This is a genomic window from Chryseobacterium oleae, from assembly GCF_900115055.1.
Classification (GTDB): Bacteria; Bacteroidota; Bacteroidia; order Flavobacteriales; family Weeksellaceae; genus Chryseobacterium; species Chryseobacterium oleae.
This window is the reverse complement of the sequence record NZ_FOVD01000006.1, coordinates 306,343-333,257: the sequence shown is the minus strand read 5'-3', so window position 1 is coordinate 333,257 and position 26,915 is coordinate 306,343. Positions and strand designations below refer to the sequence as shown.

The following is a 26,915-nucleotide window of genomic DNA, read 5'->3' as shown; positions in this document are numbered from 1 at the left end:
AGTACCAACAAGGTTTCTATCTTTTTCCTATTGCTTTTTCCAATGATTAATATTCCAAAGATATTTTAACTTTTTTAAGAGCGTTATCCTAATAAACAAACTTATCACATGGTTAAATTAGCAATTCCCGGCTCCCTCTTCTAACTACTATCCTTCCAGAATCTGCTCAGCCGCCGTTTTAGACGTTACTTTCTCTATCACTCTTGTACAGATTCCGTTTTCATCAAAAATAAAAGTGGTTCGTACGATCCCCATATACGTTTTTCCGAATGTTTTCTTCTCCTGCCAAACCCCGAATTTTTCGATGGCATCGTGATTCTCATCGGCAAGAAGATCGTACGGAAAGGCAAACTTACTGTGGAAGTTTTTCTGCTTCTTTACACTGTCTCCGCTTATTCCCAACAGTTGAAATCCGGCTTTTTTAAGCTTTGAGTAATTGTCACTCAGGTTACAGGCTTCTACGGTACACGTTGGCGTGCTGGCCTGAGGATAAAAGAAAACGACTACTTTCTTTCCGATCAGTTTTGATGAGGTTATGGGTTCACCATCCTGATTTGTTCCTTCAAATTCAGGTAATTTATCTCCAACTTTCAGCATAATGAATTAATTTTGTTCAAATTTAATGGTTAAATGACAAAAAAGCAAAGAGCTCAGCTCGTTCAAGACGAACTGGAGAAATTATATCCTACCACACCTGTTCCTTTGGATCATACCGATCCTTACACCTTAATGGTTGCTGTAGCACTTTCTGCACAGACCACAGACAAAAAAGTGAACCAGGTGACTCCCCATCTTTTCGAGGTGGCCGGAACTCCGCAAAGGATGGCCAGACTGGAAGAATTCGAAATTAAAGAACTGATCAAAGAAATAGGACTGTCCAATACAAAAGCAAAGAACCTGAAAAGAATGGCTGAACTTTTACTGGAAAGACATGATGGTGTAGTTCCTCAAACCTACGAAGAACTGGAAGCGCTTCCCGGAGTTGGGCATAAAACCGCTTCTGTGGTGATGAGTCAGGCTTTCGGATTTCCAGCTTTTCCGGTAGATACACACATTCACAGGTTGATGACGCAATGGAAGCTTACTTCAGGAAAGAATGTAGTAGAAACGGAGAAAGACGCAAAGGCTATATTTCCGGAAGAAACATGGAACAAGCTTCACCTGCAGATTATTTTCTACGGAAGAGAGTATTCGCCAGCCAGAGGAAAAGGGGAGAAGGACTTTCTTACGAAAATGATGTTTGAGAAATAGGGGTGAATTTGAGAGGAGTTATAAATTATGAGTTATGAGTTATGAGTTATGAGTTATGAGTTTCGGGATGCGGGGTTCGGGTTTGAGAGTAGGAGAGTTTGAGGGTTATGAGTTATAAGGGTAAACGGGTGGCTGGGTGACTGTTGTTGATTTTCTTAATCAATTATCAAATTTATTATATTCCCATGCCTCATGTCTCGTCCATTGAAGCGTTCCCCTCAGATCGAATAGAACTTCATACAGTTTTCTAAGTCCTTTGGTGCCCATCTTACCATAGTCTCGGATGTTTTTGGATTTCAGATCATCATAATCTATCGTTAAATAAGCTGTTGGCTGGTCTGAATAACCTACTTCATAATTTTCATTCAGGTTTTCAAAATCAATGTAATTCAGCAGTTCAAGAATGTTTTTGAGCTGCTTTTCAGATAATTTGGAACGATACACTCCTGAATATTCCTTAAAATTAACTTTATTATTTAAGTCAGCAGTCCATTCTATATCAAGACCGGAAATCTTTAACGTAAAATCAGGGCAGATTCCATAACAACTGGTTGACCGGAATTGAATGGTTGAAATACGATGGTTTTTGGGCGCATTATTTTCTTCAATGAAATCTCCAAATTTATAAGCGAGAAGATCTTTTTTCAGCTTGTATGCGCTGTGATAATTATTTTTAATACTCAAATACTGTAATTGGTTATCTTTTACCTGAGTAAATGAACATATTTCGTGAAGTTGTCCGTCACTTATTTTTTTGGTCTCAAAGCCATTTCCTTTGTCAAGGATGCAAATCGTTGCCGGTCCTTCTCTTTTATTTCCGGTAATGAGAATGTCCGTAAGTCCGTTTCCATCAAAATCACCTTTTATCCAGGGTTGTATCTTAAGACTGTCGGCCATAGCAATGCAATTAGAATCGTACTTAATCTTGTCAATGACATAAACATACTGGGTAATTTCTTTTCTTCCGATGAACTGCTGGATATCCTCCGCCGTCTGCAGAGAATCTATTGAATTGGTCCTTATGAAACCTTGGGAATACAAACTGACCATACAAATAAAAGACAGTATAAATGAAAGTTTATGAGCCATATGGAGCGGATGGATTACTGAAATTAAATGTAAAAAAGTTTAAATATCCAGCAATCTTCTGTGATAATTGATCTGACCCAAATGATAGTCCAGATGCGTGATCAAGTGGATCAGAAAGTATCCTGTGGTCATTTTATCTTCAAAAACAACTAGAGGATATTCCTTTTCAAGATCTTCGGAAGTCAACTGGCTGAGAACTTGATCAACCATAGCTGTAGTGGCTTCTGCCATGGCTAAAAGTTCTGTCTGCGGAATATCTTTAAGTGAAAATTCCAGCTCTCTGTTTCTGACATAGCCGGTTTTTCCAAGTTCTGCACCAATGAAGTGGTTAAGGTTTCCAACCAGATGCAGACATAGATTTCCTGCTGAATTGGTTATGTTTTGATATGTTTTCCACATCGAAGTTTCATTCCGGTAAGATTCTATTTCGGTTTTTAGTTTGTTCAAATCTCTGCTGTAGAGAGATCTCAGGCTTTCTATGATCATTGTAATTGGATTAAATTTGATAAAAAAAGATGGGACATTAAAATTAATCATCCCATCTCTATTATTTTTATTTTTCTACATAAATTTATTTCTGCTTCTTAGCCCAAAGATCCATCTTCCTGTTTAAAACATCCAATGGAAGACATCCCTGGCTTAAAATCTCATCATGGAAGCTGGCTAAATTAAACTTCTTGCCAAGCTCTTTCTGATACTTTTCTCTAAGCTCACGAATTCTCAACGATCCGATTTTGTAGCCTAAAGCCTGTCCCGGCATCGCCATATATCTTTCTACCTCTGCGGTTGCGCTGGCTTCATCGTAAGAGATATTGCTCAGGAAATATTTAATGGCTTCCTCTCTCGTCATGGTTCCGGTATGAAGTCCGGTATCTACGACCAATCTAACCGCTCTCAGCATCTGATCGCTCAGGTAACCCATTTTTTGGTAAGGATCTGTATAAAGACCAAACTCAGGTCCCAGAGTCTCACAATAGTGCGCCCATCCTTCTCCATACGCTCCAAACCATCCGAATCTCATGAATTTAGGAAGCTTGGTGTTTTCCTGTTGAAGAGAAACCTGATAGTGGTGTCCCGGTATTGCTTCGTGAAGGAAAAGAGATTCCATTCCGGAAGTCACATTGAATTTGGTAGGATCAGGAATCGGCATATAAAATATTCCCGGTCTTTTTCCATCCGGAGTTCCCTGAATATACTCTGCGCTGGCACTTGCTTCCCTGAATTTTTCCGTCTGTCTAATTTCAAACTTCGTTTTCGGCGTTACGCTGAACATTGTTTTCAGTTTAGGAGTGATCTTCGCTAGAATACCGTTGAATCCATTTAAAACCTCCTTAGAAGTCTTGTACGGCATCGCTTTAGGATCTGTTTTTACAAAATTGATAAATTCTTCCAGTGTTCCTGAAAAACCAACCTGCTGTTTTACTTTTTCCATTTCAGCACGAAGCATAGCGACCTGTTGAATTCCGATTTTATTGATTTCCTCAGGTGATTTCTTCGTAGTTGTCCAGCTTTTAGCGTAATATCTGTAGATCTCGTTTCCGTTCGGAAGACTGTTGTAGCCATCCGTATCTCTTGCTTTCGGCAGATATTCCTTCTCCAGGAATGTACCCATTTTGGTATAAGCCGGAATGATCTTTTTCGTGATCGCTTCTGCATAAAGAGCGGAAAATTTATCTTTCTGAGCCTGGGTAAAGCTTTTCGGGAAGTTTTTTATCGGTCCGTAGAAAATATTTTTATCCATATCAGCCGTTGTGATCTCGTCTGCTCTCATCTGAGGGATCATTTTAACGACCAGTTTTTTAGGAAGAACCACTTTATTGGTGATTCCTTCACGGAAATTGTCGGTGGCGGCATTCATCCATTCAGGAAATTTTTCCATTCTTTTCAGCCAGTCGCTGTAGTCTTTTTCTGTTTTAAAAGGCTGGCTTCCTTCACCGCTTCCATACAGCGGAAAGTTCAGGGGAAGTCCTCCGAACTGTGTAAAAGGAATATATTCCGGGTGATAAGCGTAGGCCTCGATTTTATCTTTTAAAGTGTAATCCAGTACATCATAAACTACCTTTTCTTCATCGGAAAGACCTTTGTAATCAACGCTTTCCAGCTGCTTCTGTACGGAATTGTAAAAAGCAACCTCTCCGGAGATAAAGTCCTTGTCAATATTGATCGGAAGCTGGTCATTGTATCTCGTATCTCCCTGGGAAGTAGCTTCTAAAGGATATAATTTCAGATACTGCTCATAATAACTGGATGCAATAGAATCCATATTCGTAGGGGTCACCTTCGTCAGCGGAGAATCAGATTTTTTACAGGAAGCAAGGCTGATCACCAGTCCGAGCCCTAAAATACCTTTTGATACAATGTTTTTCATTTTCAGAATCTTTATGCAGCAAAAGTAAGTATTATTGGCCTATACGGAATAATCAATCATAATGATTTAAAAAAATAATTTTCAAAATATTTTCAACTTTGAATCAATTTTTTATCTTTGTCTAAAACGTTTAACAATCATATTATTACAGCTCTTTTTTAAGAAATAATGAAAGGGATTTTAAAAATTTACCATCCGGAGGAGACCCTAAAATACAATATTAGAAACACTTATTGTAAGGCGGTCTACAGCAACCAACAGCATTTATTAGAGGTTGAAATTATAACGGATGACAGTTTGGATCATGTAGATGATGATTCATTACAGTACAACTTTCCGCAGCTTTCACTTGAAATTTTCGATTTTCCTATCGAATCGAAGGAAATTGAAGGAAAAGTGATCAGGATTAATGATTCTGAAGAAGAAACCTACACCGAAGTGGATTTATTCGACGACGAGGATGCTTTTATCTACGATAATGAGCTTCAGTTTGAGAAAAATGAAGAAGGTGAACTTCAGGTCATATGGAAGGGTACTATCGACGATTTCTATACGGGATCAGATACGCCGATCCCATTCCGATTAAAATGCGAATTTACGCAGGATGACATTGATGTAGGCGAGGAATAGCCGCTTTTTCATCCTTTTTATATCAAATTTCTTTTCAAAGTTTCTTTTGGAAAGGAATTTGCTGTATCCAAATCATAACAAATTTTAAGTTGTTTTTAAGCAATTTTTAAGAGAGCAATTCATAATATTCCACTACATTTGTCGTTAAATTTTTATAAAAATTCACATTAATGCTGTTAACGGAACTTACTCAGATTTTATTTGCACAGATTACTGCTCCTGCAGTTGCAACAGACGATTTAGAATTTTCATTTTGGAAGATCATGTTCCACGGAGGGGCTTTCGCTAAAATAGTGATGTTTGTCGTTCTGGCTTTAGGTGTGTTTTCACTATACCTGTTTTTTGAACGTTTCTTCTTTATTAAAAGGCTGACTTCAAAAACAGATGCCAATTTCATGGAGAATATTGAAGATTTTATCAAAGAAGGAAAGATAGAGTCGGCTGCAGATTACTGTAAAAGACAAAACTCTCCCGAAGGAAGAATCTTAGAAAAAGGAATTTCAAGACTTGGACGCCCTGTTTCTGACATTGTAAGTGCTATGGAATCGCAAGCGCAGGTAGAGGTAGCGAATATGGAAAAGAATCTGAACCTTCTGGCTGTGGTACCAAGTATCGCGCCGATGTTAGGGCTTTTGGGAACGGTTATCGGGATGATCATTGCATTCTTCAACCTTTCTCATGCAACGGGATCTTTCTCCCCAAAAACATTGTCTGAAGGTATTTATACGGCATTGGGACAGACGGCGGTAGGTTTGGCTGTAGCGATTCCTGCTAACTTTTTCTACAATATTCTTTTAACAAGAATCGACAGATTTGTACTGAAAGCTCAGAATATGTCCGGAGAATTTTTAGACCTTATCAACAAACCTTTATAAATCTTTCTTATGAAATCGCTGGCCAGAATGTTTTCAAACAATAGCGATTCCATCTGACCATTAAAAAAGTAAAAGTAAACAGATGAAAATTCAGAGAAGAAATAAAGCGAATCCCGAATTCAGTTTGGCAGCGATGACCGATGTTATCTTGCTGATGCTGATATTCTTTATGATCACTTCATCAGCCGCCAATCAAAGCGCGATTGATGTAAAGTTGCCAAAAGCGGGAGCGGTTGAAGATAATATTCCTAATCCTTTAACGGTAAGTATTAAACCGGACGGAACGTATTTTGTAGATGATAATCCTGTGACAAGAGAACAGTTGGAAGCTGTCATTGTCCGTAAATTAACAGGTCAGGCGAATAAATCTTTCACCATCCGTGCAGATGAAAATACCATGCATAAAGACGTGGTTTTCGTCATGGAAATCGCGGAAAAGAATAAATTTAACATTGCGATTGCAACCGTTAAAGATAAATAATGACTCCGAAATAGTCGGAAAGAATCATTTAAAATGAAAAGTTACACAGTAAACAAAAACGAGCAAAACAGGGACCGGATAAAAAGTGCAGTACTTTCTATCCTGATCTGGTCTGGGATCCTGCTTTTTGTTTTTCTTTATAAACTGAAGCCGGAGCTGGATAAACAGTCTGATGAAGTGGTTACAACGATGCTTGTTAATTTCGGTGACAACAGAAATGGAAAAGGGATTGAAGAACCCGCAGATCAGCCGGGAAGCCTTGCCGCAGCCACTGAAGAAGTAACTCCGGAACCTGTGGAAACAGCCGTGCCTGAAACAAAAACAGTAATAAAACCTGAACCTGCACCGGAACCTAAGAAAACGGAAGTGAAGGAAAAGGTGATTACAGGAAATAATTCGAAGGTAAGTGTTCCTAAGAAAGAAGAATCCAAAAAAGAAGATAAGAAGACTGCCACCAGCGCAAGTGCTTCAAAAAATACAAAGAAATCCGGAGCTACAACTGCCAATTCCAAAACCGGAAACGGAGACGGAAAAGGAACCGCAGCCATCGGAAACCTGATCAGAGGAAGAGGAACAAAAGCCGGAAGCCAGGGAACTGGTGAAGGTATCGGTAATGCGGGAGATCCTTTAGGAGGAGACGGAAACGGAGACAGCAAAGTAGGAATTGACAGAAAACTAATCGGCTATATCCCTGGAACTATGGGAAGAGGAGGCGCACAACCAAGTAACAGCTGTACAGCGAGTGGAACCATTACCATTGCCTATACGGTAGATAAAGCCGGAAATGTAGTTTCTGCAAGAAGATCGGGAGGAACATCAGATCCTTGCATATCTTCTACGGGAGTGTCCTGGGTTAAGAAATATGTAAAAGCGGAAAAGGCAAGTACATCCTCTACCGGTTCTTATAAAATCACATTCTAAAAATACAAAAGCACTTTATTCAAGTGCTTTTTTTATTTCATTAATTCTGTTGATCACGGGTAGTGCGAAAATACCGCTGGTCTGAAGATACAATTCGTAGAACGTTTTTGCCTTGTCTAAAAACTCATTATTTTTTTCTCCTCTGCCTGTAAAATAGAACAGGTTTCCCAACATTTCGTAATAATCTTTGTGGTCTCTTTCCTGTCTTTCGTTGACGATTTCTATAATTTCTTCTTTTGTTTTTGAGGCAAGGGTGGTAAAATCAAATTTGAAAATATCTTTCATCAAAGACTCAAAGTCCAATTCTTTCTGCATTAAACTTTCTTCAGGCTTGTCTAAAATCAGTTTTTCCAGTGCTTGCGTTAACTGACGTATTAATCTTAATGTGAATTCTTTATCTGTGATCATAATTGAGTTTATTTAGAGTTGCTAGTTGCTAGTTGTGTGGTTTATGTTCGCCAGCTTAACTGGACGTATTTTATAAAATTATTTATTTTTCCTCCTAAGAGTTGATATTGTTCTGTTTTATCCTTTAAATCTGTGATCAGGTCTGGATAAAGTCTTATTATTTTGGATAAATGGCTTACTGTTTCGTCACAACTTGCCTGTGAATAAATAAGAAATCTGATAAAATCTCCTTTATAACTTTTCCTACCATAACCTTCAGCGATATTGGTCACTACAGAATCTGCAGATCTCCTTAGTGGGCTTCCCAACTCATATAATTCGTATTTTGGTAATTTTAACGACAGCTGATGAGTCTCAATAAACAGGTCAAAAGCAATAGTATAAATGTCAAGTTTTAGGTAGCTCATAAGTGTTTTTTTAATAATTCATAGATGCAGTCAGTTGGCAACTAGAAAACCAGTAACCAGCAACTGGCAACAAATTAAGCGAAAAACAAATACGCCAGCACAATCGAAGTAATAATGCCTACCAGATCCGCCAGAAGCATGGCAATTACCGTGTATCTTGTGTTCTTTACGGCTACGGCCCCAAAATATACTGCAATCACGTAAAACGTAGTATCTGAGCTTCCCTGAAGGACTGCGGCTAATTTCCCCTGGAAACTGTCTGCACCGAAAGTAGCCATCGTATCCACCATCATTCCTCGCGCTCCTGAACCAGATAATGGCTTGATTAAAGCAGTCGGAAGTCCGTCTACAAATCTTGCATCCAGATGGGCGTTATACGCAACCCATTTCATTCCGTCAATAATAACGTCAAAAACACCGGAAGTTCTTAGCAGAGAAATAGCAATCAACATTCCAACCAAATAAGGAATAATCTTCACACAGGTCGTAAAACCTTCTTTTGCGCCTTCAATAAAAGCATCAAAGACATTAATTTTCTTATAAACTGCACCCAGAACAATGGCTAAGAAGATAAAGAGTATCAATCCGTTACTTAAAACTTTACTGAAGTCATCCAGTTCATCTTTACTCAGCTGAACCAGATATAAAACCAATAAGGCAATAAGTGCGGAAATTCCTCCTACATAAGCAAGAACTACAGGTTTTAGGAGATTTATTTTTTGGTATAGTGAAACAACAATCATTGCAGCTAAAGTGGCTGCAAATGTTGCGATCATACAGGGAAGAAAAATATCGGTCGGTGTTTTTGAACCCATCGAAGCCCGGATGGCAATAATAGAAACCGGAATCAAGGTCATTCCACCGGCATGAAGACACAGAAACATGATCTGTGAATTGCTGGCAGTGTCTTTATTGGGATTTAATGTTTGCAGACTTTCCATCGCTTTTAAACCGAATGGGGTAGCGGCATTGTCCAGTCCCAGAAGATTCGCGCTGAAATTCATCAGCATATGTCCGAAAGCAGGATGGTTTTTAGGAATGTCGGGAAATAATTTTGAGAAGAAAGGTTGAATTAATCTACTCAGTAAGTTGATTCCTCCAGCTTTTTCAGCAATACTCATGAATCCCATGAACAGGGTCATGATCCCAATCAGCCCGATACAGATCTTAACTGCCGTTTCGGAGGTCCCGATTACGCCGTCCGCTTCCTGAACCCTGTAAACTTTTACATTCTGTTTAAGAGAATCTGTTTTATAATGGATCCTGCTGTCCGCAAAATCATTCTTTTTCATCAGGCTGTCTCTGACAACCGGGGTAAGCGCATTCATCGGCTGTGAAGCGATCTGAACCGTATCACCGCCTTTTCCCACCACCATATCATTGAAGATGGTTTTGTAGTGGCCAGACGAGATGTATTTTATACTGGCAATGCCAATGGCAATGATAATGAAAGCCGACCAAATTCTGCTGAGGACCATTTAATTGAATTAAAATTTTAGAAAAGATAATAAATTTAATGTAAAACCTGAAAAAACTTTATTGTAGAGCCTTTTATTTTTTAATATGTATTGGAAACGCATCGACTTCGCTCAGCGTGACACAGGGATATTATCGTGATCATTAAAAAAACTTAGTATCAGCAATGTCATGCTGAGCGAAGTCGTAGCATCTTTAATTTTAGTCGTTTAAATACACCAGATATCCCTCAAAGTCATCATCTAAGCTTTTCAAAACCTTGGCATCATCCATTTTCCTGGCAAGGCTGTCGATGAAAAAATTCTTCTCAAAAAACTGGCGGTGAATTCCCGGCAGCAGTTCCATGAAATAATCCATGCCGATTTTGTTGTTGTGAAGATCCATTTTCGTTTCCAAAGGCTGATTGGGAAAGAGTTCTTCATGCATATCGGTTATTCTTTTGCAGAAATTCAGTGCTTTTTCCGGTGAAGATACTTTGCAGCAGTACATCATAATGAAACAACACCAGAGTGCATGTCTGAAAGCGTTCCCAATGCCATTGTTAGATGCCGTTTTCGGAAACTTTTTCTGGGCAATGGCGAAAGCCTGTACCGTTGCATGAAAACTTAATAATGCAAAAAGAGGATGGGGAAGGAGAAGCGATAAAAGCCGCATGATCTTTTTCAGGCTCATGCTTCGGATGGTATTAAAAAAAATCTTAAAAGTCCTCATAAATAAAAATCTCTCCCTAATTAGAGAGAGATTGTATAGTGTTTGTTACAGATCTTATGCTTTTGCAGCTAATAAATTAACTGTTTTGGCTACTGTATCTTTAATTTCAGTTCTTTTTACGATGAAATCTACAAATCCTTTTTCCTGTAGGAATTCAGAGGTCTGAAAACCTTCCGGAAGGTCTCTTCCGATCGTCTCACGGATTACTCTCGGACCTGCAAACCCGATCAGTGCTCCCGGCTCAGCCATGATAATATCTGCTGTCATCGCGAAAGAAGCCGTGATACCTCCAAAAGTAGGGTCACAAAGGTAAGCGATGTATAAAAGTCCTGCTTCAGAAAGCTGAGCAAGCTTAGCCTGTACTTTGGCAAGCTGCATCAGAGAGTAAGTTGCTTCCTGCATTCTCGCTCCTCCGGACTGACAGATGATCATGTACGGAAGTTTGTTGGCGATACAGTAATCTACTGCTCTTCTGATTTTTTCACCCATTACAGAACCTAAAGATCCACCGATAAAGGCGAAATCCATACATGAAACCACCATTTCAGTCCCTTTTACGGTTCCTACTGCATTTCTGATGGAGTCTGTAAGTTTTGTTTTTGCTCTTACTTCTTTCAGACGGTCTTTGTAAGGTTTGGTGTCCTTGAAGTTTAAGATATCAATACTTTCAACATTGGCATCCAGTTCTGTGAACTTACCTTCGTCAAAAAGGATCTCAAAAAATTCTGCACTTCCTATTCTTACGTGAAATCCGTCTTCAGGAGAAACGTAGCTGTTTCTTCTCAATTCATCATGCTCCACTATTTTTCCTGATGGAGTCTGATGCCAAAGGCCTTTGGGAACATCCTTTTTTTCATCAGTAGAGGTGGTAATGTTTTTTGCTTTTCTTTTAAACCAGTCGAATGCCATTTTGTTTGTATTAATGTATCATGTAAAACGTAAAATGTATAAAGCCAAAAGCATTAAATCTACTTTGTACTTTATACATTCTACTTTTTACAAAAAATTATTTTAAAGTATTTACGTTATTTAAGTCTTCAAACGCCTGAACCAGTCTTGTAGAGAAAGTTTCCTCACCTTTTCTTACCCAAACTCTTGGGTCGTAGAATTTCTTGTTAGGTTTTTCTTCTCCTTCCGGGTTTCCGATCTGAGCTCTTAAATAATCAATATTGTTAACCATATAATCTCTAACCCCTTCCGTGTAAGCGAACTGAAGGTCAGTGTCAATATTCATTTTGATTACTCCATAGTCGATAGCTTCTCTGATCTCTTCTAAAGTAGATCCTGAACCTCCGTGGAATACAAAATTAATCGGCTTGTCAGCTGTTCCGAATTTCTCCTGAACATATTTCTGAGAGTTGTCAAGGATTTTTGGGGTAAGAACCACGTTTCCTGGCTTGTAAACTCCGTGTACGTTACCGAAAGCAGCAGCAATGGTAAAGTTGTCAGAAATAGCTTTTAATTTTTCGTAAGTATAAGCGATATCTTCCGGTTGAGTATATAGTTTAGAGTTGTCTACATCAGAATTGTCTACACCATCTTCTTCTCCACCTGTAACACCGATCTCAACTTCTAAAGTCATCTGCATTTTAGCCATTCTTTCGAAGTACTTAGCTGAAATTTCAAGATTTTCTTCCAGAGATTCTTCAGAAAGATCCAGCATGTGGGAAGAATAAAGAGATTTTCCTGTCTGCTTGTAATGCTCTTCACTTGCATCTAATAATCCGTCGATCCAAGGTAATAATTTCTTAGCACAGTGGTCTGTATGTAAAATCACAGTTGCTCCGTAAGCTTCTGCAAGAGTATGAATATGTTTTGCTCCGGCGATAGATCCTAAAATAGCTGCTTTCTGACCATCGTTGTTGAGTCCTTTTCCTGCGTTAAAAGCTGCTCCACCGTTTGAAAACTGGATAATTACAGGAGAGTTTAATTTCGCTGCGGTTTCCATAACAGCGTTTACATTGCTTGAACCAATTACGTTTACTGCAGGCAGTGCAAATTTGTTTTCTTTAGCGTACTGAAAAATATCAGTAACTAATTGACCTGTGGCAACTCCTGCCGGAAAAATTCTGCTCATGTTTTACTTTTTATTTTAAATTATTAGGCGTTTTTAAAATTCCTGTAAAGGTAATCATTTTTGAGGAATTACTAATTTCTTTTGTCCCTGCCCCAAAGCAGCTTCTGACGGATTGTTTCGTAGAAACTTAAATGGTTGGGCTGCACCAGAAGGATCTGGAAATCTGCCTTTTTGATGATAATTTCTTTATCGGTTTCTATATGCACCAGTCTTGAGTCCAGCGAAAGAGAATACTGCGGCACTCTGCTTTCCACTCTAAACTTGATTTCCACCCTGTCATTCACCACCAAAGGTCTTACATTCAGATTGTGGGGAGCGATGGGCGTAATGACGAAATTTTCGTTGTTCGGAGAGATAATCGGTCCGCCACAGCTTAATGAATAAGCCGTAGATCCTGTAGGCGTGGAAACGATAACCCCGTCGCCCCAGAAAACATTTAAAAATTCATCGTTGATATAAGAATCTACCGTAATCATAGAGGTGGTTTCCTTTCTTGAAACGGTAACGTCATTCAATGCATACGGGAAAAAATCGTCAGATCTTGGAGAAACCACTTCAATCACGGCACGACGGCTGGTTTTCACATCACCTTTTAAGATGGCATCCAATTCTTTGAATGCTTCTTCTTTGGTAAAACTCGCCAGAAATCCTAATCTTCCGGTATTGACACCCACGATCGGGATCTCCAGGTCTTCAATAAAAGTCAGGGAATTCACGATGGTTCCGTCACCTCCGAAAGTAAAGAAAAGGTCTACCTCCTTATCCAGAAGGTCCTGTTTGTTGTTGAATGTTTCAAATATCTTTGAGAACTGAAGTGCTTCAGCCATTTCATCGTACAGAACAGATTTTACGCCTCTGGTTTCAAGTTCTGAGATAAACTTGCTTAAATATAAAAAAGTATCGAGGTCTTTTTTCTGAGAATATATGGCTGCCTTCATGTTATATTTCTATGAATTTTTGGAAAAATCCGAACCGGTCTTTAAACAGATCAGATTTTTCATCAGAATAATATTTTTCAACAATTCTGTAATCGTACCTGTCAAAAGTAGCGTCTATCGAGGAGAGATTTTCATTGCTGATCTTTATCGTCACATGAATCACTTCATCAGACATAAAGGTGATAAATCCACCATAAAACTTCGAGTTATTGCTTTCTACAATATTGGCGATCTCCGTCATCGAATACTTTCTGGCCGGCGTTTCTATCGTAAGGATAGCTCCGGTCTCCGAAAACAGAGGATAGCGGGAAAGATTCTGAAAAATATCTTCACAGGTGATGTACCCGAGATACTTTTCATTCTTATTAATCACCGGGATCACGTTGGCACTGAAAGTATAGAACAGGCGGATGCTGTCCATAATATTATTGTCCTCCAGAATGGCAAAACGCTCAATCTGGTGTTCAAGATCTTTCAGGGTTCCTTCACCTTCATAAAGAAAGTCTTCTGCGATAGCTCCGTAGAAGTGATGAGATTTTTTGATGAAAATGTGGGAATATCCGAAATCCTCTAATGTGTTCCTCGCTGATTCTATTGAGTCAGTCAGGCTAAAACACGGAAAGTCTTTTGAGATATAATCCTTGATAAACATTGTGCTAATTTATAAAAAATTAAATGAAACTTTTTCTCAAAATACCACTTTTTTTCAGGAAAAAAGAAAAAAGTGATGTCAAAATTTGTTTGTAAAGAAAAAAAAGGTACCTTTGTCGCCTTTCATTTTTACTTTTTATTAGATTTATTTCAAACTGCACTGTCTTTTAAGGACATATGCAGTTTTTTTATTTTAGGGCTTTTGCAAATTCCCACATCACAATTCCACCGCATACACTTACATTGAGAGAGTGCTTGGTTCCCAGCTGAGGAATTTCCAGGAATGTGTCAATATTTGGGAGTGCTTCATCGCTTATTCCTTCCACTTCATTTCCTAAAATTAATGCATATTTCTTTGATTTGTCTATGCTGAAATCCGTAATCATCACACTGTCTGTGGTCTGCTCGATTCCAATGATCTCATAGCCGCGGCTTTTATAATCGCTGATGGCTGTATTAATATCGCTTTCATGACCCCAGTCTACACTTTCTGTAGCTCCCAGTGCTGCCTTATGGATTTCACGGTGAGGTGGTTGTGGCGTAATACCGCAAAGAATAATTTTTTCGATCAGAAAAGCATCTGCCGTTCTGAATGATGCCCCTACATTGTGCATGCTTCTGAGATTGTCTAAAATAATGACCAATGGAATTTTCTCGACCTTCTTAAATGTTTCTACATCTATTCTGTTCAGTTCTTCCAGTTTTAGTTTCTGTACCAATTGTTTTATTTTGTTGAGATTAATTTTCCGTCTCTGTAGACCTCCGTCTTTTCAACGCTTCCGTCTTCACGGTAATGCACTCTGTTGCCATTCCATTTATCGTTGGCGAATTCTGTTTCACGCTGCACTTTTCCTGATGGATAGAGTGCTTTCCACTTTCCGACAGCCTGTCCGTTGTCATATTGCCCGATCTGTTTTACAGATTTTCCGTCTTCATGAAACAGTTTGGTTTCACCATGCAGCTTGCCCATTCTGTAATTGGAAATTTCGGTTATTTTTCCTGCAGGCGAGTAAAAAGTAGCCAATGAGCTGTCATCGTATACATTTTTCTCCCCATTTCTGAAGGTTTCTTTGGAGGTCAGCACTCCATTTTTGTCATAATAAGACCATTCTTTTGCTTTATGCCCTTTCTTATTTTCCCCTTTGGCCTGTATCTTTCCATTGTCATAGTAATAGACTGCTTCGCCTTCTATTTTCCCCTTTTTCCATTCCACAATCTGTTTTACCTGTCCGTTTTCATAGAAGTCTTTGCAGGATCCTTCCTGAAGTCCGTCTTTATATCCGCATGGCTTTTGTGCTATTGCCCACGTTGTTGCGGTCATTAATAGCAGAAAAAAGTATTTCATAGATTTTTTTATTTCAAAAATAGCAAAATACTTATATTTGACTTAAAATATTAACATGAAAAAAATATCCGCTTTATTGCTGTTGGTATTCGCTTTTCTATCTATACAGGCACAGAATACCTATTATCCGCAGGCTTTTTTCGATAAAAAGATGGCCAGAGAGATGCTTAGTTTTGGAAATTCAACCATTGAGGGAGTGGCTTCCACAAAACAGAAAAATAACTGGGGGATCAAACCTCTTCTTGGCGGAAAGCATTATGCACCCAAAGGAACAGTAGTGATGCTTTTTCCTGTAACGCCTTATTTCGATGAGTTTTACAGCATGAGAAGAAAGTATGAAAACAAAAAAACCACCGTATATATGTCTGAAGATGCCTTTAAATATAAGCTGGAAGCTCTGACGGATGATTACGGAAGATTTAAGTTTGAAAAATTAAAACCCGGAAAATATTATCTGGAAACCATCGTGAACTTTACGGCTACAGGCAGCTATCAGCAGCAGACCGGAAGAACAGATTCTTACAACGCATACGGAGGATACCTGTATTCTTCACCGATATACCAAACATTCTTCTACGGCTATTCTGCAGCAAACAGAGAAAGCAAATTTGTAGAAATAAAAGAGGACGGCGAACTCAAAGAAATCAACCTTTAAGGTTGATTTCTTATTTTTTCAGCCCCATGATCTGGTGAACGCTCTTCTCGATATTCTGGGCCAATGCTTCCATCGGAATATCATTTTCGTCATTATTGAAAGGATCCTCAATTTCTTCTGCAATCAGCTCAAGACTCATTAAAACATAGTATACAAAAACTGTCAGCGGAATCATCAGAAGCCCGATTGTAATGACGTAGGCCACCGGCAGAGCCAGTACATATAAGATGATGAATTTCTTGACAAACGAAGAATAAGAGTAAGGAATTGGGGTGTTTTTAATTCTTTCACAGCCACCGCAAACATCCAGAAACCCGGAAAGTTGCGTGTCGAGATACAGCATTTCGATATCCGAAATTTTCCCTTCTTTTTTCAGCTGGTTCAGTTTATGGGTCAAAAGAATGATAATTTCGCTGGGACCGTGATGCTTCAGAGATTTTTCAATTTCGGAATAATCTTCATCCAAAGCCAGCCTTGTTGATTCTTTAGACAAATGCTTGGCCAGGAAATGGGGGAAATATTTTAAATATCTCGAGATCTGCTCTGCATCCTGACGGTCATCAACTAATATGGCATTGATCTTCACTGCAAAATTTCTTGTATCATTCACGAGCTTTCCCCAAAGCTTTCTGCCTTCCCACCATCGGTCATAGGCCGTATTTGTTCTGAAAACCAGTAACAATGAGAGGACAAACCCCAATAAAGAATGAATCATTCCTACATTGCTCACCCCGGATTTTGTGGTAAGGTGCAGATATTCCACTTCCAGATACTGAATGCCCCACGAATACAGTCCCACCAGGATCATCGTTGGAAAAAGGATCTTCATGGTATCGCTTTTATGCATACTGAAAAGGATTTTCAGGAAATGCTTGGTGTTGTAGGCTCTCATAAATTCACTTAGTCTTACAAATATAATTTTTTCATTTCAGCTCTGCTTTATCGGAAACCTTAAAATAAGTTTAAAAAAGACAAAGAGGTGAATGGGCTTATGACAAGATAGAAAGCGATTAAACAATTAAGTTTCTTAAAAATCATCGATTTTTTAATCTTATGTGTACTTCTTAGAATAACTAAAATGTTTAAAATCTTTAAAATCTTTTATGGTTAATATTTTTTTAACCACAGATTTCACAGATTTTCACAGATGATAATACCTATTTTTTGAAACATTAAGAGTATTGAAGGAGGTAGAAAAGTTAATAGAAAATCTAAAGTTTTTTTAAGTTGTAGTCCTTAAAGCGAAGCTCCCTTAATGATCTTAAAAACTTAATTCTCCTTAATGGTTCAACAATAAAAATCTCTGATTTTTTCTAAACTTTAGTGCTCTTTTTATGCTCAATATATTAAACTTAAAAATAACTAAAGTGTTTAAAATCTTTTGTCCCTTTTGTGGTTAATAATTTTTTCTAACCACTGACTTCACTGATTTTCACAGATGATAATGCCTATTTTTGAAACATTAAGAGTATTGAAGGAGGTAGAAAAGTTAATAGAAAATCTAAAGTTTTTTTAAGTTGTAGTCCTTAAAGCGAAGCTCCCTTAATGATCTTAAAAACTTAATTCTCCTTAATGGCTCAACAATAAAAATCTCTGATTTTTTCTAAACTTTAGTGCTCTTTTTATGCTCAATACATTAAACTTAAAATAACTAAAGTGTTTAAATATCTTTTGTCACTTTTGTGGTTAATAATTTTTTTAAACCATTGATTTCACAGATTTTCGCAGATCATACCGTATATTTTTAATGTTTCAAAGCATTTTTCCTTTGTGGTTTAAATAAGGCTTCCAAAGTGCCTATTACCATTTTTTAATTTTCACAGATTTCAAAAAAACACTATTTTTATTTCGCATTAAATACCAAAATAAGATGATCCTCGAAAACGTAGATGTAGTTCACGATATCAGTAAAGAAGATTTTCAGAAGAATTATTTCAAAAAGCATAAGCCGCTTTTGATCAAAAATTTTGCGGCCAGATGGGATGCCTTTGACCAATGGAATCTTGCTTACATCCGTGAAAAAGCAGGTGACCAGGACGTTCCGTTATACGACAATAAACCCGCTGATGCTTCCAAAAGCTCAGATGCACCAGTGACGAATATGAAGATGAAAGATTATATCGACAGGATTAAAAGCGGACCTTCGGATCTGCGGATCTTTTTCTATATTATCACAGACCGGCTTCCGGAGCTGTTGAAAAATTTCACCTATCCTGATCTGGGAATCAAATTTTTTAAACGACTGCCTACACTTTTCTTCGGTGGAAGTGAAGCCCATGTTTTAATGCATTACGATGTGGATCTAGGGGATTTCCTGCATATTCATTTCGAAGGAAAAAAGAGAATCCTGTTATTCGACCAGAAACAATCTGCTTTCTTATATAAAGTACCATTGTCTGTTCATACCGTGTATGATATAGATTATGAAAACCCTGATTATGAAAAGTTTCCGGCCTTGCAATATGCCAAAGGTTACGAGATTTTCATGGAGCACGGCGATGCTCTCTTTATTCCGGGTGCATTCTGGCATTTCAACAGGTATCTGGAACCTGGATTTTCAATGTCACTCAGAGCGCTTCCCAATAAACCGGGTGTTTTCGCCAATATGATGTACCATGTTTTTATCATGAGGTATACCGATAAACTTCTGCGTAAACTATTTAAGGCTAAGTGGGTGAATTACAAGCAGAAATGGGCGTATGAGAAAGGGACGGAGGCTTTTGAAAAGAAAAGGAAATAGCTAATGTTGGGATCCTTGTCAAAGTTTTAAACCTTAACAAGGATCGTTCGATTGAATTTCAAAGGTTTCCGTTTTCAGGACTGAACTTCCATCTTATTCATTAATAAGTCTGAAAATTTTGGCATCCACAAATTTCCCTTTTTCAAAAAAGTAATCGCGCAGAATTCCTTCATCTTTAAAGTTTAAAGAATGTAAAAGTTTCTCCGAAGCAATATTCGCAGGATCTGTAAAGGCATCGATGCGGTGAAGTCTCATGCTTTCGAATCCATAGATAAGGATAGGAAGGATGGCTTCTTTCATATAGGAATTTCTCCAGTATTTAGGATTCAGCTCATAGCCGATCTCAGCACGAAAATGCTCGGGATACCAGTTGTGATAACCGCATGTTCCAATCACTTTCTTTTCTGATTTCAATTCCAGAGCCCATCGGAAACCTTTCCCTTTCTCGAATTCATTATTAAAATAGGTGATGATATTTTTTGCATCCTCCAGGGTTTTGAAGGGGGCCAGATCATAATATTCCATCACTTCATCCAGGGAAAAATATTCGAAGAGGTCTTCCGCATCATGGGGAGCGAGCTGTCTTAAAAGGAGTCTTTCAGTTTCTAAAACCGGATAGATCATATCACTTATTTTATGTGAAAAATACAACAAATATTTTGTTCTGAAATACGTAAGTAACTTGAGTTCGGGATAAGACATCAGATTTTTAGGTTGAGGATAAGATTGAGAAGTGTCAATGGTCAATTTTGCTTCGCAAGTGAATGGTGAATTTTTTGAATCGATGTGATATTTTTAGGTTGAGACGAAGGCTAAGATTGAGAATGGTCAATGGTCAATTTTGCTTCGCAAGTCAATGGTGAAAGCTTCCAACTCAAAGACTCGCGGTACAAAACTCATCAATCATCATTTATAACTCATCACTTTCCAAAACCCTCCGACTCTCCAACCTCTTGAAATCCGCATCCCGAAACCCAAAAACCCGCATCCCATAATCTCGAACCCCTCAATCTCAATTTTCTTAACCCGAACTCAGGTAATTTTAATTAAATTTGGGGCTCATTTTTTATTATGGCAAAAACGAAGAAGGAAACTCCGCTCATGACGCAGTACAATACCATTAAGGCAAAATACCCTGATGCACTGCTGCTGTTCAGAGTAGGAGACTTTTATGAAACTTTCGGGCAGGATGCTGTGAGAACCTCTCAGATCCTCGGAATTGTACTTACCAAAAGAGCGAATGGAGACGGTCATATAGAGCTGGCGGGATTTCCTCATCACTCGGTGGATTCCTATCTTCCGAAGCTGGTAAGAGCCGGAATGAGAGTCGCGATCTGCGATCAGCTGGAAGATCCGAAAACCGTCAAAGGAATTGTGAAAAGAGGCGTTACAGAGCTTGTGACACCCGGAGTGACGTTCAATGATCAGGTTTTAAATTCAAAAAAGAACAACTTTCTTCTTTCTCTTCACAAAGAAAAAGAAAAGTACGGAATTGCCATGGTAGACGTTTCCACCGGGGAGTTTTTGGTAAGTGAAGGAAATTTAGAAAAAATTCTTCATATCATCAATACTTTTGATCCGAGCGAGATTGTTTATCAGAGAAGTGTTCAATTGCCGGAACAACTTAAAAATAAAAGCGCCTTTAAACTCGAAGACTGGGCATTCCAATATAATTTTGCGTACGAAAAACTGACGGCCCATTTTAAAACGAAGTCTCTAAAAGGTTTTGGTATTGAGAATCTTCCGCTGGCCATTACGGCTGCAGGAGCTATTTTCGCCTACCTGGTGGAAGATACCCATCACAATCTGCTTGCCCATATCACGAAACTTCAGGTCATTCCGCAGGAAGATTATCTGATGATGGACAATTTTACCTTAAGAAACCTTGAAATAGTATATCCGAGTAATCCACAGGGAAAATCACTGCTGGATATTATCGATAAAACATCTACTCCCATGGGAGGACGATTGCTGAGAAGAAGAATTATTCTTCCGTTAAAATCAGTAGATGAGATCATGAGAAGGCTTTCGCTGATTGATTTCCTGAACGAAAAAGATCATCTGAAATACGAGATCTGCCAGCTGTTGAAATCCATTTCGGATCTTGACCGACTGATGGGAAAACTGGCTGCAGAAAAAATTTCCCCGAAAGAATTGGGTTACCTGCGTCAGAGTTTGATCAATATTCATCAGATAAAGGCTCTACTTCATCCGCATGCAGATGTTCTGGCCTGGTTGGAACCTTTGTTTGATATGGAAGAACTGATTAAGTTTTTACAAAATCATCTGAATGAAGAGCTTCCGGTGAATATTTCAAAAGGAAATGTCATCAAAGGAAATGTATCTGAAGAATTGGACAGGTTGCGAAACCTTCAGAATAAAGGCCGCGGTTTCCTGGATGAAATGTGCCAGAGAGAAATTGAAAGAACAGGAATTTCAAGCCTTAAAATTGATTTTAATAATGTTTTCGGGTATTATATAGAAGTAAGAAATGCCCATAAAGATAAAGTTCCGGGAGATTGGCTGAGAAAGCAGACCCTCGTTAACGCAGAACGTTACATCACAGAAGAACTTAAAGAATATGAAAGTCAGATCCTTGGCGCTGAAGAAAAAATAGGCGTTCTGGAAAATGAACTGTATAGAAATGTATGTGCAGAAACCATGGTCTATATGGATCAGATTCAGGGAAATTCCAATATTATTGCCCAGCTTGATGTGGCGGCGGGATTATCGGAACTGGCTGTTTCTGAAAGTTATACAAAGCCGGTCCTTAATCAGGGCTATGCTATTGATTTAAAAGAAGCGAGGCACCCGATTATTGAAAACGCGCTTCCTTTAGGAGAAAAATACATTCCGAATGATATCTTTTTAGATAAAGATTCCCAGCAGATCATTATGGTGACAGGTCCGAACATGGCTGGTAAATCAGCGATTCTGCGCCAGACCGCCATTGTGTGTCTTTTGGCTCAGATCGGAAGTTTTGTACCTGCAAAACATGCTGAAATTGGAGTTTTAGATAAAATTTTCACAAGGGTAGGGGCAACGGATAATATTTCAGCGGGAGAATCTACGTTCATGGTGGAAATGAACGAAGCCGCAAATATTCTGAATAATATTTCAGAGCGAAGTCTGATCCTTTTGGATGAGATCGGACGTGGAACTTCTACCTATGACGGGGTTTCTATTGCATGGGCTATTGCAGAATACCTTCACCAGCATCCTACGCAGGCTAAAACATTGTTTGCAACGCATTATCATGAGCTGAATGAAATGACTGTCAATTTTGAGAGAGTGAAAAATTTCCACGTTTCCATCCAGGAAAATAAAGGAAATATTATTTTCTTACGAAAGTTGGTTCCTGGAGGCAGCGAGCACAGTTTCGGTATCCATGTGGCTAAACTGGCGGGAATGCCTGCAAAAGTGGTCAACAGAGCCAATGAAATCCTGAAAACCCTTGAAGCAAGCCGTACACAAACCACCAGCACTTCTGAAAGTATCAAAAGAGTCACAGAAGAAAATATGCAGCTTTCGTTCTTTCAGCTGGATGATCCGGTTCTGGAAAATATCCGTGAAGAGCTCACGAAAATAGATATCAATACACTGACACCTATTGAGGCTTTAATGAAGCTGAATTCGATAAAAAAAATGATTGGAGGTTAGTCCAATCATTTTTTTTAAAAACAGCATGCTCCAAATCGGTCGCCACGTCCCAGCTGCCATTCATCATTAGGAGACATTCGGCAGAATCCTTCGTAGCAGTCGCTACTTCCTCCATTGATGGTCTTAAGTTCTTTTTTAGTCAGTTTTCTTTTCTGAAGATTTGATGTTTTCATAATTCTATTTTAATTTGATTGCAATTGAGTTGATTATTAGCAGCAAGGTCCATCCTGGATTCCATATACTCCGTATTGCTCTTCACCGGTTGCAGGATCAAAGCAGCTTACCACCAGTGGACAAATTGGTCTTGCTCCACCACTAATTTTCTTAAGCTCTTTTTTAGTCAATTTCTTAGGTTGAAAATTTGATTTTTTCATAATGATTTTGTTTTGATTGTACGCTAATTTACATTTAATTTTTTATAATTCAATGGGTTGTGATTAAAAAAATAATGTTAAAATTTTCAACGAAAAATCAATAATTGCTTCTTTTACTGCATTCTCAATCTTATTTAAATAATGTGTGTTCGGGATAAGCGGTTTTTATTTTAATGATAGTCAGGAAGCCTGAATCGGCTTAGATCTTCGTAATCCAGTTAACCGTGTCAAGGTTCAAAACCTTGACACGGTTCAAACAGCCTTATTTAAAAACTAATTGATCAGAGGAATTTAAAAGTATCTAATATGAAAAACCCATTTAACTATTTCTCTCACTTTTTATCCAACCACAAACGGATCAAAACCATCCCTGAATGTATTTAAATAATAATTAATGACTACTTTTGAATATGAAGAATGTATTAATCCTATTGGCTGTATTTCTGTGTTTTACGGCTTTTAATGCTCAGCAAAAAGAAGTTCCTTCTATGAAATATGAAGACCTTGAAAAGCGTATTCAGAAGGAGAATGATAAGTTGCTGGTTGTCAATTTTTGGGCCACCACGTGCGCACCTTGTGTGAAAGAACTGCCCGATTTCATGGAGATCAATAATAAGTTCAAGGATAATCCAAAGTTTAAAATGATCCTCGTTTCTTTAGACAGGCTGGTGGATAAGGAAAGGGTCATTAAGTTTATCAAAAATAAAAACCTTACCGCCGAAGTGGTCCTGCTGGACGATATCAAAAGGATGAACACCTGGATTCCAAAATTTGAAAAAAACTGGGACGGAAATATTCCCGTAACCATTTTTTATAAAAACGGTCAAAAAGTACATTTCAATGATGGAGAAATGGGCAAAGAAGACCTCGAAAAAACGATTAACGATAACTTACAATAAAATAAATATGAAAAACCTGAAAATTTTAATGGCGGCATTCATTGCCGGGCTTGGACTGTTAAGCTTTACAGCCACAGATCATGAGAAAGAAGGCCCTCAGAAAGTAAATGCATCTGCATCCGCAAAAGGGTATGAAGTAGGAGATGCAGCGGCTGATTTTAAGCTGAAAAACATCGACGGGAAAATGGTTTCTTTAAGCGATTTTAAAAGTGCAAAAGGATTTATAGTCGTTTTCACCTGCAACCATTGCCCATATGCGAAAAAATATGAAGACAGAATCGTAGAACTGGATAAGAAATTCAAAAATCAAGGGTATCCGGTTATTGCTGTGAATCCCAATGATCCGAATGTGCAACCTGAAGACGGCTACAAACAAATGATCGACAGAGCCAAAGAGAAAGGCTTTACATTCCCTTATTTAGTGGATGAAGGACAGAAGGTGTATCCGCTGTATGGAGCCACAAAAACACCCCACGTTTTCGTCCTGAAGAAAGAAAACGCAAAGAATATCGTGAAATATATCGGTGCTATCGATAACAATTACGAAAACCCGAATGATGTATCGGAATATTATGTTCAGGATGCAGTTAATGCCCTGATTAAAGGGGAGTCCGTGAAAATGGATAAAACAGTGGCCATTGGATGTACTATTAAAGTAAAGAAATAATATATTTGCTTTAGCAATTTAACATAAGATCGGTGTTCTTTGAATGCCGATTTTTTATGGCTTAAAAATGTAATTTTGCTATTTAATTCAATAGGAGCAGGCTTTAGCCCGCTTAAACAATAACCAGCCATATAATGGCTTTAGCCAAAACTTAAAAACACCGCATGGAATTTAAATTCAGTCTGAAATATCTTTTGCTCACCATCTTCATCTTCCTTATAGAGGTCCTGATCGCTACAAAACTGGCAGATATCTTCTTTGTAAGAGCTTATCTAGGAGATGTTATTGTCGTGATGCTCCTGTACACTTTCGTAAAGAGTTTTGTGAAAATAAACAATGAGAAACTTATTCTTGGAATTTTTGTTTTTTCATGCCTTGTGGAGTTTGCCCAATATTTTACGGTCGCGGAAAAACTGGGTTTCCGTCCTGGAGACCTTATGTATACCGTTATTGGAAATTCTTTCTCGTGGATTGATATTCTGTGTTATGCTGCCGGATGCATTTTGCTGTATGTTTTTGTAAAATTAAATCCAAAAAAGGAAGAAGAACTGAGCCTGTAAAACCTTTTTCTTCAGCATGAATCCATTTCTTGCTGACCATCTTAAGCGCTTTAATAAACTCATTTCTTATCGATTCATGTTCGGTGGAAGCTTTTGGGTTATCAGAAATCTGATATCTCCCCCAAAAACTCACCATTCACTTGCGAAGCAAAATTGACCATTCACATTTCCTATCTTCCGAAACTGTCGTACTTATCTTCCGCATACTTAATAAAACGGTTAAGTAACGCTACATTATCCTTTTCCATTGGAGAAAGCTCTTTATCGACATTATTGGACACAGGAATGTACCAATCTGTCTGTTCAAAGAAATATCTGTAGGTCTCTTTTTTGAAAGAATAGCCGTGTCTGGCAAAAACAGAGTTTTTAATGATCTCAAGATCGAGTTTTCTTAAGTTTTTAAGTTCCTTCTCCGTGAGTTTTTGCTTGGAAGCATTCAGTTTAAAAATAGCTTCAGAAGCCACTCTGTTTTTGGATGTTGTATAGCTTTCTGTTTTCCCGGTTTCTTCATCGGTGTATTTTTCTACAAAATCCTTCGGATTGGACCAGTCTACCAGATCAGAATCCTGATCCAGCATAAAGTTCGGATTATAGACAAATTCTTTTTTGGAAAGTTTAATGGTTTTTAAAGGCGATTTTACAGCCGTTTTATTGAAAGCATTCCATTTTCCGGTGATGCTGTCGCCACTCAATTTTATTTCAAATCTGCCGTCGGTTTTATCATTTCCCGGTTCATCAAGGACAAAAGATTTCATACTTTCATTAAAAACACCTCTGAAAGGTCGTTGGTTTCCATTGACAATACTTTGTCCGTAGACGCTGTCCTTGGTAATCCTGTTGATCTTCAGAGAAATTTTCTTATTCACAAAATCCTCATACTGTTCGCCGTCTTCAGAAGAAATCATTTCTTTTCCGGCAAAATCTCCGGTATAAATTCCATAATATTCTTTATAGATTTCAGGAACCACAACGGAATCCTTTTTTGCAATCACCGAATCTTTTCCGGTTTCGGTTATTTTTCCGTCTTTCTTACAGCCCACAAGGGAAACTGCCAGCAAAGAAACAAGGGTGTAATTTAAAATTTTCATATATGTTTTTTTGTTATTAGGTATTCTATTAAAAGGATATTGGGAATCCAGCCCAGCCATGCGATAATCTGGTAGACATCCATCGGATTTGGGTGGAATAAATATACAATAATTACTTTCCAGATCCGTAACGTAAGAGCAGATAAACTGAGCGCAAAGCTTCGCCACATCCACTGCTTGTGTTCTTTAAATTTTTTCTGTCTTGCAGACTGATAGGCTTTGTACGTAGAAAACCACCAGAGAAAGCCTAAAATAACGAACGATATTTTGGAAAGGAAGCCTCCGTTGGCAAAAAATCCCATGTAGATTCCGGATGGTGCAGCCAGAATCAGAATTAAAAAAATATAGATTTTTCCAATATTCCTGTGCAAGTTTTTAATCCCGAAATCCTTTCTGAGAATAGCCAGAAATCCGGAAAACAGCACAAAAATACTGGTGTACACGTGTGTATAGAAAAAAGAAAGATATTCCGGTCTGTCCTGAACTTCCGTCTGTTTGATCATCAGAAAGCTTACATTCGGATTGAAAGGAATATATTCCAGCGTAATTTTAAGCATCAGCCAAAAGAAATATCCAAACCCTACAATCAAAAGGGTTTTTAAGATAGAAGGGATATGTTTTCTGGCCTCAAACATTTTATTGAG

Annotated in this window: 31 protein-coding genes; 11 read left to right on the top strand and 20 right to left on the bottom strand. The window is 38.2% G+C overall.

The window, feature by feature from the left end:
* Window positions 1–147: 147 nt before the first annotated feature.
* On the bottom strand, window positions 148–597 hold the full coding sequence (gene bcp, locus BM143_RS18645; protein WP_090026286.1) for a thioredoxin-dependent thiol peroxidase: 450 nt from the start codon (window positions 595–597) through the stop codon (window positions 148–150).
* 33 nt (window positions 598–630) lie between these two features.
* Here bcp and nth point away from each other — a divergent pair, with 33 nt between their 5' ends.
* Window positions 631–1,251, top strand: coding sequence for an endonuclease III (gene nth / locus BM143_RS18640; protein ID WP_090026284.1), 621 nt, complete (start codon window positions 631–633; stop codon window positions 1,249–1,251).
* A gap of 159 nt (window positions 1,252–1,410) precedes the next feature.
* On the opposite strand, the gene BM143_RS18635 is transcribed toward nth, so the two are convergent.
* From BM143_RS18635 to BM143_RS18625, 3 genes are all read right to left on the bottom strand, one after another.
* Window positions 1,411–2,301 (bottom strand): DUF6438 domain-containing protein, encoded by an 891-nt coding sequence (locus tag BM143_RS18635; RefSeq protein ID WP_090026282.1) that lies wholly within the window; start codon window positions 2,299–2,301, stop codon window positions 1,411–1,413.
* A gap of 78 nt (window positions 2,302–2,379) precedes the next feature.
* Window positions 2,380–2,826, bottom strand: a complete 447-nt coding sequence (locus tag BM143_RS18630) for a DinB family protein (RefSeq protein ID WP_090026280.1) — start codon at window positions 2,824–2,826, stop codon at window positions 2,380–2,382.
* An 85-nt stretch (window positions 2,827–2,911) separates the two neighbouring features.
* The gene (locus tag BM143_RS18625; protein WP_090026278.1) at window positions 2,912–4,708 is read right to left on the bottom strand and encodes a DUF885 domain-containing protein; all 1,797 of its coding nucleotides are present in this window, start codon (window positions 4,706–4,708) and stop codon (window positions 2,912–2,914) included.
* A gap of 168 nt (window positions 4,709–4,876) precedes the next feature.
* On the opposite strand from BM143_RS18625, the gene BM143_RS18620 reads away from it, so the two are divergent.
* The 4 genes from BM143_RS18620 (at window position 4,877) to BM143_RS18605 (ending at window position 7,615) form a co-directional block, all read left to right on the top strand.
* Window positions 4,877–5,338: a hypothetical protein gene (locus BM143_RS18620; RefSeq protein ID WP_090026276.1), complete on the top strand. Its 462-nt coding sequence runs from the start codon at window positions 4,877–4,879 to the stop codon at window positions 5,336–5,338.
* A gap of 170 nt (window positions 5,339–5,508) precedes the next feature.
* Window positions 5,509–6,213: a MotA/TolQ/ExbB proton channel family protein gene (locus BM143_RS18615; protein WP_090026274.1), complete on the top strand. Its 705-nt coding sequence runs from the start codon at window positions 5,509–5,511 to the stop codon at window positions 6,211–6,213.
* Window positions 6,214–6,295: 82 nt separating this feature from the next.
* A complete protein-coding gene (locus BM143_RS18610) occupies window positions 6,296–6,694 on the top strand; it encodes an ExbD/TolR family protein (protein WP_090026272.1) in 399 nt (132 codons plus the stop codon).
* 33 nt (window positions 6,695–6,727) lie between these two features.
* Window positions 6,728–7,615, top strand: a complete 888-nt coding sequence (locus BM143_RS18605) for an energy transducer TonB (RefSeq protein ID WP_034724386.1) — start codon at window positions 6,728–6,730, stop codon at window positions 7,613–7,615.
* Between the two features lie 15 nt (window positions 7,616–7,630).
* Here BM143_RS18605 and BM143_RS18600 read toward each other — a convergent pair whose 3' ends face one another.
* From BM143_RS18600 to BM143_RS18555, 10 genes are all read right to left on the bottom strand, one after another.
* Window positions 7,631–8,023, bottom strand: coding sequence for a hypothetical protein (locus tag BM143_RS18600; RefSeq protein ID WP_090026269.1), 393 nt, complete (start codon window positions 8,021–8,023; stop codon window positions 7,631–7,633).
* Window positions 8,024–8,064: 41 nt separating this feature from the next.
* Entirely contained in the window at window positions 8,065–8,430 is a 366-nt protein-coding gene (locus BM143_RS18595; protein WP_090026267.1) for a four helix bundle protein, read from the bottom strand.
* A gap of 74 nt (window positions 8,431–8,504) precedes the next feature.
* Window positions 8,505–9,908, bottom strand: a complete 1,404-nt coding sequence (locus BM143_RS18590; RefSeq protein WP_072924399.1) for a nucleoside recognition domain-containing protein — start codon at window positions 9,906–9,908, stop codon at window positions 8,505–8,507.
* A gap of 199 nt (window positions 9,909–10,107) precedes the next feature.
* Window positions 10,108–10,617 carry a DUF6973 domain-containing protein gene (locus BM143_RS18585; protein WP_090026265.1) on the bottom strand — a complete coding sequence of 170 codons (510 nt, stop codon included), beginning with the start codon at window positions 10,615–10,617 and terminating at the stop codon, window positions 10,108–10,110.
* Window positions 10,618–10,671: 54 nt separating this feature from the next.
* Window positions 10,672–11,526 (bottom strand): acetyl-CoA carboxylase, carboxyltransferase subunit beta, encoded by an 855-nt coding sequence (gene accD, locus BM143_RS18580; protein ID WP_034724377.1) that lies wholly within the window; start codon window positions 11,524–11,526, stop codon window positions 10,672–10,674.
* A 97-nt stretch (window positions 11,527–11,623) separates the two neighbouring features.
* A complete protein-coding gene (fbaA, locus tag BM143_RS18575) occupies window positions 11,624–12,694 on the bottom strand; it encodes a class II fructose-bisphosphate aldolase (RefSeq protein WP_090026263.1) in 1,071 nt (356 codons plus the stop codon).
* A 71-nt stretch (window positions 12,695–12,765) separates the two neighbouring features.
* The gene (locus BM143_RS18570; protein ID WP_072924403.1) at window positions 12,766–13,632 is read right to left on the bottom strand and encodes an NAD kinase; all 867 of its coding nucleotides are present in this window, start codon (window positions 13,630–13,632) and stop codon (window positions 12,766–12,768) included.
* Window position 13,633: 1 nt separating this feature from the next.
* Window positions 13,634–14,284, bottom strand: a complete 651-nt coding sequence (locus BM143_RS18565; RefSeq protein WP_034724370.1) for a CBS domain-containing protein — start codon at window positions 14,282–14,284, stop codon at window positions 13,634–13,636.
* A gap of 187 nt (window positions 14,285–14,471) precedes the next feature.
* A complete protein-coding gene (locus tag BM143_RS18560) occupies window positions 14,472–15,002 on the bottom strand; it encodes an RNA methyltransferase (RefSeq protein ID WP_090026261.1) in 531 nt (176 codons plus the stop codon).
* Between the two features lie 5 nt (window positions 15,003–15,007).
* On the bottom strand, window positions 15,008–15,628 hold the full coding sequence (locus BM143_RS18555) for a toxin-antitoxin system YwqK family antitoxin (protein ID WP_090026259.1): 621 nt from the start codon (window positions 15,626–15,628) through the stop codon (window positions 15,008–15,010).
* Window positions 15,629–15,683: 55 nt separating this feature from the next.
* On the opposite strand from BM143_RS18555, the gene BM143_RS18550 reads away from it, so the two are divergent.
* A complete protein-coding gene (locus BM143_RS18550; RefSeq protein ID WP_090026257.1) occupies window positions 15,684–16,283 on the top strand; it encodes a hypothetical protein in 600 nt (199 codons plus the stop codon).
* A 10-nt stretch (window positions 16,284–16,293) separates the two neighbouring features.
* Here the strand turns inward: BM143_RS18550 and BM143_RS18545 are convergent, their stop codons facing one another.
* The gene (locus BM143_RS18545) at window positions 16,294–17,175 is read right to left on the bottom strand and encodes a bestrophin family protein (protein WP_090026255.1); all 882 of its coding nucleotides are present in this window, start codon (window positions 17,173–17,175) and stop codon (window positions 16,294–16,296) included.
* A 978-nt stretch (window positions 17,176–18,153) separates the two neighbouring features.
* Between BM143_RS18545 and BM143_RS18540 the strand changes: the two genes are divergently transcribed.
* Window positions 18,154–19,023 carry a cupin-like domain-containing protein gene (locus BM143_RS18540; RefSeq protein WP_090026253.1) on the top strand — a complete coding sequence of 290 codons (870 nt, stop codon included), beginning with the start codon at window positions 18,154–18,156 and terminating at the stop codon, window positions 19,021–19,023.
* A gap of 93 nt (window positions 19,024–19,116) precedes the next feature.
* On the opposite strand, the gene BM143_RS18535 is transcribed toward BM143_RS18540, so the two are convergent.
* Window positions 19,117–19,647: a GNAT family N-acetyltransferase gene (locus BM143_RS18535; RefSeq protein WP_090026251.1), complete on the bottom strand. Its 531-nt coding sequence runs from the start codon at window positions 19,645–19,647 to the stop codon at window positions 19,117–19,119.
* 447 nt (window positions 19,648–20,094) lie between these two features.
* Here BM143_RS18535 and mutS point away from each other — a divergent pair, with 447 nt between their 5' ends.
* Window positions 20,095–22,683: a DNA mismatch repair protein MutS gene (mutS, locus tag BM143_RS18530; protein WP_090026249.1), complete on the top strand. Its 2,589-nt coding sequence runs from the start codon at window positions 20,095–20,097 to the stop codon at window positions 22,681–22,683.
* Window positions 22,684–22,697: 14 nt separating this feature from the next.
* On the opposite strand, the gene BM143_RS23785 is transcribed toward mutS, so the two are convergent.
* Complete coding sequence (locus BM143_RS23785) at window positions 22,698–22,856, bottom strand: bacteriocin (protein WP_139222073.1); 159 nt, start codon at window positions 22,854–22,856, stop codon at window positions 22,698–22,700.
* Window positions 22,857–22,892: 36 nt separating this feature from the next.
* Window positions 22,893–23,057 (bottom strand): bacteriocin, encoded by a 165-nt coding sequence (locus BM143_RS23780; protein WP_139222072.1) that lies wholly within the window; start codon window positions 23,055–23,057, stop codon window positions 22,893–22,895.
* A 410-nt stretch (window positions 23,058–23,467) separates the two neighbouring features.
* Here BM143_RS23780 and BM143_RS18525 point away from each other — a divergent pair, with 410 nt between their 5' ends.
* The 3 genes from BM143_RS18525 to BM143_RS18515 all read left to right on the top strand — a co-directional run bounded on the left by BM143_RS18525 (window position 23,468) and on the right by BM143_RS18515 (window position 25,183).
* Complete coding sequence (locus BM143_RS18525) at window positions 23,468–23,956, top strand: TlpA family protein disulfide reductase (protein WP_090026247.1); 489 nt, start codon at window positions 23,468–23,470, stop codon at window positions 23,954–23,956.
* Window positions 23,957–23,963: 7 nt separating this feature from the next.
* Window positions 23,964–24,623 carry a thioredoxin family protein gene (locus tag BM143_RS18520; protein WP_090026246.1) on the top strand — a complete coding sequence of 220 codons (660 nt, stop codon included), beginning with the start codon at window positions 23,964–23,966 and terminating at the stop codon, window positions 24,621–24,623.
* A 164-nt stretch (window positions 24,624–24,787) separates the two neighbouring features.
* Window positions 24,788–25,183 carry a ribosomal maturation YjgA family protein gene (locus tag BM143_RS18515; RefSeq protein WP_090026244.1) on the top strand — a complete coding sequence of 132 codons (396 nt, stop codon included), beginning with the start codon at window positions 24,788–24,790 and terminating at the stop codon, window positions 25,181–25,183.
* 170 nt (window positions 25,184–25,353) lie between these two features.
* Here the strand turns inward: BM143_RS18515 and BM143_RS18510 are convergent, their stop codons facing one another.
* Together BM143_RS18510 and BM143_RS18505 are read right to left on the bottom strand one after the other, a co-directional pair.
* Window positions 25,354–26,271: a YARHG domain-containing protein gene (locus tag BM143_RS18510; RefSeq protein ID WP_090026242.1), complete on the bottom strand. Its 918-nt coding sequence runs from the start codon at window positions 26,269–26,271 to the stop codon at window positions 25,354–25,356.
* The gene (locus BM143_RS18505; protein ID WP_090026240.1) at window positions 26,268–26,906 is read right to left on the bottom strand and encodes a DUF2306 domain-containing protein; all 639 of its coding nucleotides are present in this window, start codon (window positions 26,904–26,906) and stop codon (window positions 26,268–26,270) included. Before BM143_RS18505 ends, BM143_RS18510 begins: the two co-directional genes overlap by 4 nt.
* Window positions 26,907–26,915 lie beyond the last annotated feature (9 nt).